Origin of the sequence: Psittacicella hinzii (assembly GCF_003585935.1) — a bacterium.
GTDB lineage: Bacteria > Pseudomonadota > Gammaproteobacteria > Enterobacterales > Psittacicellaceae > Psittacicella > Psittacicella hinzii.
Map to the genome: position 1 here is coordinate 1 of NZ_NRJG01000128.1, position 10,685 is coordinate 10,685.

General features: G+C 34.3%; 9 protein-coding genes. 4 read left to right on the plus strand and 5 right to left on the minus strand.

Going from position 1 to position 10,685, the window contains the following annotated elements:
* Positions 1-296: 296 nt before the first annotated feature.
* The 3 genes from brnQ to CKF58_RS06600 form a co-directional block, all read right to left on the minus strand.
* A complete protein-coding gene (gene brnQ, locus CKF58_RS06590) occupies positions 297-1,703 on the minus strand; it encodes a branched-chain amino acid transport system II carrier protein (RefSeq protein WP_119532186.1) in 1,407 nt (468 codons plus the stop codon).
* Between the two features lie 295 nt (positions 1,704-1,998).
* On the minus strand, positions 1,999-2,340 hold the full coding sequence (gene erpA / locus CKF58_RS06595; RefSeq protein ID WP_119532188.1) for an iron-sulfur cluster insertion protein ErpA: 342 nt from the start codon (positions 2,338-2,340) through the stop codon (positions 1,999-2,001).
* 443 nt (positions 2,341-2,783) lie between these two features.
* Positions 2,784-3,752: a PI-PLC domain-containing protein gene (locus tag CKF58_RS06600; RefSeq protein WP_119532190.1), complete on the minus strand. Its 969-nt coding sequence runs from the start codon at positions 3,750-3,752 to the stop codon at positions 2,784-2,786.
* A 514-nt stretch (positions 3,753-4,266) separates the two neighbouring features.
* Between CKF58_RS06600 and CKF58_RS06605 the strand changes: the two genes are divergently transcribed.
* Positions 4,267-5,175, plus strand: coding sequence for an NAD(+)/NADH kinase (locus CKF58_RS06605; protein WP_119532192.1), 909 nt, complete (start codon positions 4,267-4,269; stop codon positions 5,173-5,175).
* An 11-nt stretch (positions 5,176-5,186) separates the two neighbouring features.
* A complete protein-coding gene (recN, locus tag CKF58_RS06610) occupies positions 5,187-6,905 on the plus strand; it encodes a DNA repair protein RecN (protein ID WP_119532194.1) in 1,719 nt (572 codons plus the stop codon).
* Positions 6,906-7,031: 126 nt separating this feature from the next.
* Here the strand turns inward: recN and CKF58_RS06615 are convergent, their stop codons facing one another.
* Positions 7,032-7,895 carry an ABC transporter permease gene (locus CKF58_RS06615; protein ID WP_119532196.1) on the minus strand — a complete coding sequence of 288 codons (864 nt, stop codon included), beginning with the start codon at positions 7,893-7,895 and terminating at the stop codon, positions 7,032-7,034.
* Positions 7,896-8,317: 422 nt separating this feature from the next.
* On the opposite strand from CKF58_RS06615, the gene coaE reads away from it, so the two are divergent.
* Together coaE and CKF58_RS06625 are read left to right on the plus strand one after the other, a co-directional pair.
* On the plus strand, positions 8,318-9,088 hold the full coding sequence (gene coaE / locus CKF58_RS06620; RefSeq protein WP_119532198.1) for a dephospho-CoA kinase: 771 nt from the start codon (positions 8,318-8,320) through the stop codon (positions 9,086-9,088).
* Positions 9,089-9,124: 36 nt separating this feature from the next.
* Complete coding sequence (locus CKF58_RS06625) at positions 9,125-9,349, plus strand: DNA gyrase inhibitor YacG (RefSeq protein ID WP_119532200.1); 225 nt, start codon at positions 9,125-9,127, stop codon at positions 9,347-9,349.
* Between the two features lie 56 nt (positions 9,350-9,405).
* Here CKF58_RS06625 and CKF58_RS06630 read toward each other — a convergent pair whose 3' ends face one another.
* On the minus strand, positions 9,406-10,236 hold the full coding sequence (locus CKF58_RS06630) for an RNA methyltransferase (protein ID WP_119532202.1): 831 nt from the start codon (positions 10,234-10,236) through the stop codon (positions 9,406-9,408).
* Positions 10,237-10,685 lie beyond the last annotated feature (449 nt).

Below are 10,685 nucleotides of genomic sequence, written 5' to 3' on the forward strand. Positions count from 1 at the left end.
GGAAAATACTATGGTCAGGACGCCGCAGATATAGGTTCTGTTCTAGTCTATTAAACTCAGCCTTAACTAACGAAGCGTTAGCCAAAGCTGGTTTTACTTGGCTAAACCTAATTCATCGCGAATATTTAAACAAGAATTAGGGTAATAAGAAAAGCCCAGAGTACTAGGTCTCTGGACTTTGGACGTAACCGCCGTATACGGTACCGTACGTACGGTGGTGTGAGAGGTCGCGGTCCTAGGTATAACTATACAACCTAGGCAGGATCTACTCGATTTATGTACTTGTTACAACGTAATTAAACTACGTCTTCGTACATATCTTCTGCTTGTTGTTTTTGACGACGACGTGCCGCTTCTTTATCACCTAAAAGAATTTCATTAACTGGAACTTTAGGGAATTGTGCACCGATAATAATCGCTACAACCATTGGAACTACCCAACTGAAGTCAGTGTGACCTAGTGGGATGTAATCACGAATGCTTGATAATAAATCAATACCGTTTTCTGAACCTAAGAAGAACATTGAGAAGTATTTGAAACCGTCTGCAAAAGCAAATGGGAATACAAATAATGCTGTTAAACGGTAGATCCATGCACGCTCTTTAGTGAATTTGTTAAATAGAGTAACAATTACTAAAGCGATAGTTAATGGATAAGTGAAATAGATAAACGGAACAGAAGTTTTAATTACTGAATCTAAACCTTGGATTGAAATTACAGCTGAAGATAAAGTATAGATTACTAACCAGCCTTTTTCAGAGAATAGATCGAAAATATTGTGTGAATAGTTTGAAACGGCTTTTAATAGACCGATAGCTGTTGTTAAACAAGCTAAGAATACGATAATAGCGAAGATATAGTTACCAGCGCTACCGAAAGCTTTAGTTGCTGCGAAAGTTAATAAAGCAGCACCAGAGTGTTTTTCAGCTGACACAGCGTTGTTACCTAAGTAACCTAAACCAAAATAAATAACACCTAGTAAGAAACAAGCAATGAAACCAGCTTGGATTACATTACGACGTACAACCGTCATAGGTGTAGCTTGGTTAGGACGTAAAGCTGAAATTACAATTCCCCCGAAGATAACCGAAGCTAGAGCGTCAAGAGTACCATAACCATCGATTGCACCTTTCCAGAAAGCTGCTTTAGCATATGCTTCTGTTGGTTGCACAGATGGTTCTGTGTTATTAGCTACTAAGTAAGTTACTACTAGAGCTACGATAAAAATAACTAGTGCTGGAGATAAGTATTTACCAATAGTATCTACTAATTTATCACCATATAAACATAGTGCATAGCTGATTAAGAAGAAAAGCGTAATATACACTAAACCAAATGATGAGAAAATACCAATTTCACTGTGAGTAAAATCAGTTAGTAATGGGGTAATACCTAAATCATAAGACACATTTGCCACACGTGGGATAGCAAATAGTGGACCTAAAGAAATAACTAGTAAGATAGTGAAAGCGTAACCAAAAACTTTCCCCACACGAGCGTAGAATGATAAACCAGAGTCACCGGTGAATGTTACTGCTACTAGAGTTAAGAAAGGAATTACCACTGCTGAAAGGGTGAAACCTGATAGAGCACTTAGAACATTCGATCCAGCTTCAACACCTACTTGGGGAGCAAAGATTAGGTTCCCTGCACCAAAGTAGAATGACATAAGCATCAGACCACTAAAAAGAATACGATTCATAAAAACCTCAAAATCAACTAACAAGTATTAATACAAGTTAGTCAGCCAAACCAAATAAGCATTAGGTCAATGCTTAATAAAAACAAACTTAATAAAAAATACAAGTCAGCAACTGCTGACTAATAATTGGGTATCTTTAGATAATTTAAAGGAAAATTTTCAACTTGTCAATTAAAATTAAACAAAAATCTGAATTTATTGCTTTGTCTGTTGATTTTTCGAATAAAAGTTTCGAGGTTTTTCGAAAAAAGTAATAACAAAAAAGTCGCAAGCATTTGCTTGCGACTTGCAAAAATTAAATAGAGAAAGATGATCCACAGCCACATACATTTGAAGCTGCTGGATTATTTACGACAAATCTATTGCCCATTAAGCCTTCTTCATAATCTACAGTAGCACCAATCAGATATTGTAAGCTAATTGGATCTACAATTAGATCTACATCGGCAGAGTTGTGGTGAACAATAAAGTCATCTTCATTTTGCTTATCATCGAAAGTAAAGCCGTATGTAAAACCACTACAGCCACCACCGGTGATATAAATTCTTAAACGGTATTTTACCCCTTCAGCTTCGATCAGATTAGACACGCGTTTAGCTGCCTTATCAGAAAGGGTAATAATTGACTCTTCTTGCATATGTGATTTTTACTTTTAGGAATGAGTAAATACTGATAATTATACTCTGTTTATTTTGTGGGATTAAAAAACTTAATAAAGTTTAAGAAAAAAGCCTGAATATTTTCTACCAGATAAGAAGTGTTTGCATTTATCTTTTTATCTGTATGTATATTTTACTCTGAATTAAATCCTAGACAAGAATATTAGCTAAGTGGAGAGTTACTAAAAATAGCTCCCAAACGTTATAAAAGTATAGTGTGCTAATTATTGTTTGTTGAAAGCTTCTTAATTTTGCTTATTAACTCAGAATAAAGTTAAACTTTCGACCTCTTAGTTTGCGAAGTTTAATCGTTAAAATAATTGCACATTAAAAGTGCGTGTTTTTAATTGTAGCGTAAAAAGTAACCATAGTAAAAAGTAATATCGATAGCAACTACCAAGGCGGTAAATAATTAAGTTTTTTAATCAGCGAGTACTATACCTTTATATCTACTATGTTGAATAAGGTTAAGAATTTGCTCTGGCTTAGCAATTGCTTGTTGATCCACATAGAGATAAGTTGGAATTTGTGTTTGCGCAAGAGTTTGTAAATACCAGTTATAGCTTAAACCTAAATTAAAGGTTTTTTCAACCACATAAGTACTATCTAAAAGTAATTTATTGGCAAACTCCATATACGAAGTGTAACTTAAATTTACATCCGGTTGAGTAGTTGGGATATATAAACCAGGTTGCACCCAATATACAAGATTAAAAGGAACTTTTTCTTTACGAATAAAATCATTACGTAAATGACTTAAAGTTAAAGGACTTGTATCAATAAAATTAACACGTGCTGGACTAATTTGACTTACTTTAAAAGCTTGGTAAACAATTTGCGCAAAATCAATATTCGATTGTAAGTAATAGGTTTGTGAATCTGGTAAATAAACCCATAGACTGACATTAGCTTCCTTTAAAGTTGGTAAAACTTGAGCTAAGGGAATAACTTTATAATCTTGCAGATAAGTTACTTTTTGTAACTGTTCATAAGTAAAGTCATGCACTGCGTAACTAGGATTGTCAGTTGGGTAGAGTTGGGCAATGTTAGACACCGCTGCTAAATTTTTATGAGGGATAACTACTAAAATATAGTCTTTAGTTAAACCTAATTGCAGGCTAATCCCTTTGAGCGGCATATTTTCGGTTAAGGTTAAATCTGCATTAGTTGCTTGTTGGCTAAGTTGAGCAAGTAAAGCTTGATTTAAAGGTTGTACTTCTAACTTACTTGGAGTAAATACCTTGGCAATAATCCCTTTACCATAACGTTGGTAAGTTTTACGTGAGGGATCTATATTAAGGTGAACAATAGTTTGCCAGCAAATAATGATAAAAATCATAACCGCGCTAACTAAAGTCAACAAAGTTTTGCGAGAGATTTGTTGTGCCATAAAGATTCCGTTGGTCGTGAGCTTAGAGGAAAATTAAAAAGAAGCTGCTGACGATGAATAGTGTTAATTGGTTGTCTGAAAAATAATGTGTAAAAATCTTGCTAATAGCTAAAGGTTTAGGGTAATTACGACTAGTGAGGTAAGATATATTGGGCTTATAGTTATATTAGTACCATTAGTACTATTAGTACCGGTACCATTAATGCCATGGTTACCATGAGTACCATTATTACAGAAAGGTTCTTATTGTTATTTGCACTCTAGAGCAATATTGTAATCGTAATTTTAGCCAAAGAACTAATTAAATTAATAAAATCACTAAATTAATAGCTCTCACTACAAGCAAGCTTAAAATTTTATGTAAATCAAGACTTTAAGGAATAAGTTACTCTAAGTTTTATTCTTTTTTGATAACTAAAACGTGGTTTTTTACCAGTTTTTCGGTAAAAAGAGCAAAGAAATCCTTGAATTATTTTATAATGAGAAAAGTTATTTTAGCTCTTTTGCTTAATTTATGGATAGCAAACAAAAGTTTTTACATTTTGCCATTGTAGGGATGCCTCGGCATCAACAGAGCTTTAACGCTCATTTAGAAATTTACCGCTTTTTTAAGCAAAGAAACTTAAAGGTTTACGTCGATCAACAGCTGCAAGATTTCTTACCAGAAGTTATTACAGCTGACTTTGCAAGTGAACAAGAAATAGTTGAATTTGCTGATGTAATTATCGTGGTAGGTGGTGATGGAAATATGCTGCGTGCAGCCTTACGTTTTTCGGGGCACGATATTCCATTAATCGGAGTTAATAAAGGGAATTTAGGTTTTTTAACTGATATAGACCCTGAACACATTTCAGAATATCTCGAAAAACTTCTTGATCCTGCCAACTACTATTTAGAATATCGCAATACAATTCGCGCAGAATTTATTGAAACTGAATGTTTGGAAAATAAAAAATCGCATTCAGTAACTATTTTTAATGAAATAGCAATTCAAGGTTCGCGTGATCAACGAATTGTAGAAGTAGAAGTATTTGTTGATAAAAAGTTTGCTTTTGGCATGCGCGGAGATGGATTAATTATTTCTACTCCAACAGGCTCAACAGCTTACAACCTTTCTGCAGGTGGTCCTATAGTACATTCTTCCTTACATGCGTTAATTATTACTCCGATGAATGCCCATACTTTATCTTCACGACCAATAGTAATTCCAGCTACGTCTGAAATTAATATTGTTTTCAAGCAAGACGCAGTTCCAGAAACGGTAGATATTTATTGTGATGGTTTATTAACGCATCCATCATTTACCAAAAACGAAATTATTATCCATCCGTCTACAGCACAAATTCCAATGGTACATTTTAATGAATATAACTATTATAGTGTATTAGCGAAAAAATTAAATTGGTCGCGTAGACTGTTTTAACTACATCTATTATGTTAACCGGATTAAATATAAATAATTTTGCGATTATTCGCTCTTTAAATATTGATTTAACCAGTGGCATGACCGTAATTACAGGGGAAACTGGTGCTGGTAAATCTATAGCTATTGATGCTCTAAGCTTGTGTATGGGTTATCGCTCAGATGTGGGGATGATCCGTAATGGCTGTGAGCAATCACAAGTAAGTGCGAGTTTTTCAATCGATAAAGATTCTATTGCTTATGCATGGCTAGAAGAAAAATCTTTATTAGATTCGGAACAACCAACCGAAGTTATTATTCGCCGTATTATTAATGCTAGTGGTCCGTCTAAAGCTTATATAAATGAACATCCTGTATCAATTTCTTTTTTAAAGGAATTAACACAGTATTTAGTGCATTTACACGGACAGCACGCACCACAGCTCTTACTTAAAACTAGTTATCAGTTAGTTTTACTTGATAGATTTGTTAATCAAAAACCTTTAGTCCAAGAGGTAAAACAAGCCTATCAACATTACGCCCAGTTAAAGCAAGAGTACGAAGATTATTTAACCCAACGCGATAATTTTCAGAATACGCGTTTGCTCTTAGAATATAAAAATCGCGAGTTACAAGAATTAAAATTAAGCGATGGTGAGTTTGAAGAGCTAGAGAAGAATTACAAAATTTTAGCTAATCAAGCCCATATTCAAGAACTCAATCAACAGATTGTTGATTTACTATCCGAAGGTAACTTTAACGTAAGTCATATGCTTACTAAAGCTGCTAATAACGCGCGTCGCTTAAGCGAATATGATCAGAATTACGCTAACCTAGCAACCATGCTAGATGAAGCGCTGATTAATATTCAAGAATCAATTACTGAAGCGCAAAATATCTCTTCGTTTGATTTTGCTGCCGAAGATATGCAACGAGTTGAAGCTCGCATGCACGAGTACAACACTATTGCTAAGAAAAATAATATTCTTCCTGAACAGCTATATGCTTTATCAGTAGATATTCAAAAACAGCTGAGCGAACTTAATTCAAGTTTAGGTAATCAAGAAGAATTAGAAGCTAATCTTGAATTAGCGCGTAAAGATTATATTAGTAAAGCTAAAGTTCTTAGTGATGCTCGTCGTAAAGGAGCTGAACTCTTAAGTGCTCGAGTTGAAGAGATTATGAACGAATTAAATATGAAAGATGCACAATTTTATATTGATGTCGTTTATGATCCTAACACTTTAAGTCAGGACGGTTCGGATCAAGTACGTTTTATGCTTAATTCGAATTTAGGACAACAAGCGCAAGAGTTGCACAAAGTGGCTTCGGGGGGTGAGTTATCACGTATTGCATTAGCGATCCAGCTTTTAACCGCAAGTCATTTAGACAATGGCACTTTAATCTTCGACGAAGTGGACGTTGGTATTTCTGGTAAAACCGCGACAGTTGTTGGACGTATTATTCGTCAATTAGCTAAGCGTATTCAAGTAATTAGTGTTACTCACCTAGCACAAGTAGCAGCTTATGCTAATAATCATTTTCAAGTAGAAAAATGGAATGATGAAGGTACGGTAAATACGCGCATGCGTCTTTTAGATAGTGAGGGACGAATTAATGCTTTAGCAAGCTTAATCGGACATGAAGATTTATCTGCCCAAGCAATTGATAACGCTGCATTCTTATTAGATCAAAGCCAAAATGACCCGCACTTAAATTTTGACTTAGTAACTGGTTTGCAAAATAGTTAAGGTAAATGGCTGATATTTTGCATTAGTTTGTATCATTTTTGGATACAGCTTAGTTTTAATTTAAAGTTGCGATTAGCATCTAGTAAAATTAGAAAAGAGAGACCGTGAGGTCTCTCTTTTGCGAATTTATTTAATATTTAATTTGGTTCTTAATAAATAGAACACGTAGAAGTATAAGGCAATAATTAAGCCTACAAAGAATAGTAAGCTACCCACAATATTAACGGCTGTAGTTCCTAAGAACGCATAACGGAATGCACTTACAACATAAGCTACTGGGTTAAATAAGCTTAAAGTAGCAAAAAACTTAGGTAAACTTGAAACTTCGAAGAAAATACCAGATAAATAAGTTAAAGGTGTAAGAACAAAAGTAGGAATAAAGTTAATTTGTTCAAAGGTATTAGCGTAAATAGCATTAATCATGCCAGCTAAAGTGTAAATAGCACATACAAGTACTAAAGTAAGTAAAGCTAAAGCTGGTGAGTATAATGCTAAAGTGCCGGTGAAAATAATACTTGCTAACCAAATAAGTAGAGCAATTACTACACCACGGAGAATTCCTGAAAAAGTAATGCCGATAATAAACGAATGAACGTTTAGAGGAGCAGATTGAATATATTGAATGGTTTTAAAGTACTTACGCATAAACGTAGGGAAAGCACCATTCCCAAATGCTGCATTAGTTGCAGACATAATTAAGAAACCTGGTGCTAAGAAGAATACGTAAGATACGCCATTAATGGTACCAATTTTTGAGCCAAGAATATAACCAAAAATTAAGAAGTATAAAAATGCGGTAATGAACGGCGAGAAGATATTTTGAATCCACACCCGTAAATTACGACAGATTTCTTCATAAACAATGGTAATAATTGACTGGATAGCAATCTGACGCGGAGTTGCGCGATTGACCAAGTCAAGATAATTTTTTTGCTGGAGCTTGGCAAGCTCTTGCATATCTCTATCTTTAATTTTAACGGTTAGTTTCATAATACTTTTTTCGTCTCAAGGTAAAAAAATAATCTCGATTATTATAACAAAGAATAAAATTTTTTATTTTTACGATTTGGAGACCTTGTTTATGGCAAGCTTAGAGCAAAAACTTAACGATCTTTTGTTATAAAGCTGTACTAGAGATAACAATTCAGTACCAACTTCGTACTTTGGTTAGATTATTTCTAGGAAGAAAGCCCTCATTTGTAAGTTTTAACGTTATAGATATATCAAGTTTATCGATATTGACACCCTGCTATTGAGCTAGGTAATATTTAAAGATAAAATAATCTTAAACTTATGTGATGTAAGTGTATATGTATCTACAACAGTTTTTAACGGCTTTAAGCTTTAATTGCTAAAGTCATACCTCAATTTAATGCAGTACTTTTTGGCTATCAAAACTGCTATTTATACTTATGCAAATTAATAAACCAATTGTCGGTTTGACAGGTGGTATCGCTTCTGGTAAGAGTACGGTAGCTTCATTCTTCCGTTTAATGGGAGATTGTGATGTAGTGAGCTCAGATGAAGTCTCACGTGAGGTAATGCAACCTGGTCATCCATGCTATTTAGCTGTAGTGGCTGAATTTGGTACAGGTATTCTCGGTAAAGCGGATCCAAATAATCCTAAAGCTTTACGTCCGATTGATCGTAAACTTTTACGCAACTTAGTTTTTGGTAATACGCCGAAAAAGAACGCTGCAAGAGAAAAGTTAGAAAAGATCACCCACCCGTTTATTAGACAACGCGAACAAGAATTGTTTGCTCAGTCAACCAAAGATTACATTTTGTGGGATGTGCCGTTGCTTATTGAAAAAGGGTTATGGCGCGATTGTAATGAAGTAATAGTAGTACAAGCAGACCGCCAAACTCAAATCCTACGTGCTCTAGAAAGAGATCCTAGTGCTAATCTAAAAGTTATTGTTGATATTCTCAATACTCAAGCTTCTAATGAACAACGTGCTAAGTATGCTGATTTTATTATCCTCAATAACGAAAATGTAACTAAAACTGAATTAATTAGCAAAGTTGCTAAGATCAACGGTTACATTATGGATGGCACTGTTAAACGCTTTAGAAAGAATCAACAAGATTTAGTAATGAAAGGTCGAGCTTTAGAAGCACAAAGACGTGCTGATGAAGAATTTGAAAACCTTTATAGTGAAATAACAACTAAAAAATCATAAAAAAGAGAGCTTACGCTCTCTTTTTCCGTATTAAATATGAGTGAAGAATTAAAAATGGCTTGCCCTCAATGTGGCAAAGAAATAGTTTATTCAACAACTAATCCTCATCGTCCATTTTGTAGTGAACGTTGTAAACTAATTGACCTAGGTGCTTGGGCAAATGATGAATATGCTTTAGAAGCGCAACCAGACAATGAAGAGGAAGTTGAGCAATTAGTAAGTGCCCTAGTGGCAAAGCATAACATAGAGGAAGACTACTAATTAAAAGTTTTAATTACAGTTGCTGTACCTTTTAATACCAACTCTCTTTATTGTGACTATTTTGCAGTGTTTTTAATGCTAGCGCTTAACATCCCTTGTAAGAGATCGATTTCTTTTTTAGTTAGTTTAGCTCGCATATAGAGTAATTTTAGCCGTGGGATTACCATACTATGTTGAATAAAGCCTATTTGTGTATAGTAGTCTTCTAAACGTTGGAAGTACTTGTGATAATCTTCCATGCTAGCTAATTCGGCTTTCTCAAGATTAGCATTTAGATCGTTGTTTGGATCAATAAACGATTTTTGCGCTTGATCGTTCTGATGGTTATCACTATTTACAGAAGATAGGACTAAGTCATGCTCTTGCCGGTTTAGGTTATTTACTTGTTGACGTATTTCGTAACAAAGTAATAAAGTAGCCATCGCTAAATTTAATGAAGTATAGTCAGGATTAGCGTCAATAACTACGTGATAATGTCCTAATAGCAATTCATCATTAGATAATCCTGAACTTTCAGTGCCAAAAAGAATCGCGATTTTAGCTTGTTGCTGCTCTTGTGAGGTTAAATCTTGCTTAGCAATTTGTACCACTTGGCTAGGTGCAACAATCAGCGGATTTAAAGCGCGATGACGTGCCGAAGTTGCAAATACTAATTGACAATCAGCCAAAGCACTAGCCATATCTGGATAAATTGTCATTTGTGCTAAAGTATCAGTCGCTCCTGCTGCATTAGCTTGAGCAGCTGGATCTGCCTTATCTGCTTGAGGATTAACTAAACGTATATTTTTAATCCCCATATTTTTGGCAGCACGAGCAATAGAGCCTAAATTACCAGGATGGGAGGTATGACTGTACACAAGGACAAAATTATCAAGGTTTAAAGACATAAATAATCCTTTGTTAGACGCTAAAGTCACTCTTGGGCTTTAGTAAAAAGAGGTGGTTAGAAATAACCACAATTTTTTTAGATGTTTATCGGCAAAAGTGTAAGCCAATAGGTTATAATATAAACGTAATCAAAGATAAAAGGAAAGATAAATTTTAACTATCTAGATTACAAAGAAAATTACAGTAACTTTAAAATCATCTCAAGATTTTAAGATGAAATTTTTTGATCTGCGGATATTCGTTATATAATAGATTGTATACATAGAAGAATAACCTTTCATAAATCCCTAAAAATAGCATAAGCTTGATTTGTATATCATTGAATATGCAATTTGCAGGTTGCAAGTGCAAACTAAAAACTCGTAATATTCTTTATTCCTATGAGGAAAAAGGCATATTATCAAAGTAGATTTATTCTAGGGAATAATACGAATTTATTCTTAGCTTT

Coding starts and splice junctions, on each gene's coding strand:
- brnQ (WP_119532186.1), bottom strand. CDS start 1,703: ATGAATCGTATTCTTTTTAGTGGTCTGATGCTTATGTCATTCTACTTT.
- erpA (WP_119532188.1), bottom strand. CDS start 2,340: ATGCAAGAAGAGTCAATTATTACCCTTTCTGATAAGGCAGCTAAACGC.
- CKF58_RS06600 (WP_119532190.1), bottom strand. CDS start 3,752: ATGGCACAACAAATCTCTCGCAAAACTTTGTTGACTTTAGTTAGCGCG.
- CKF58_RS06605 (WP_119532192.1), top strand. CDS start 4,267: ATGGATAGCAAACAAAAGTTTTTACATTTTGCCATTGTAGGGATGCCT.
- recN (WP_119532194.1), top strand. CDS start 5,187: ATGTTAACCGGATTAAATATAAATAATTTTGCGATTATTCGCTCTTTA.
- CKF58_RS06615 (WP_119532196.1), bottom strand. CDS start 7,895: ATGAAACTAACCGTTAAAATTAAAGATAGAGATATGCAAGAGCTTGCC.
- coaE (WP_119532198.1), top strand. CDS start 8,318: ATGCAAATTAATAAACCAATTGTCGGTTTGACAGGTGGTATCGCTTCT.
- CKF58_RS06625 (WP_119532200.1), top strand. CDS start 9,125: ATGAGTGAAGAATTAAAAATGGCTTGCCCTCAATGTGGCAAAGAAATA.
- CKF58_RS06630 (WP_119532202.1), bottom strand. CDS start 10,236: ATGTCTTTAAACCTTGATAATTTTGTCCTTGTGTACAGTCATACCTCC.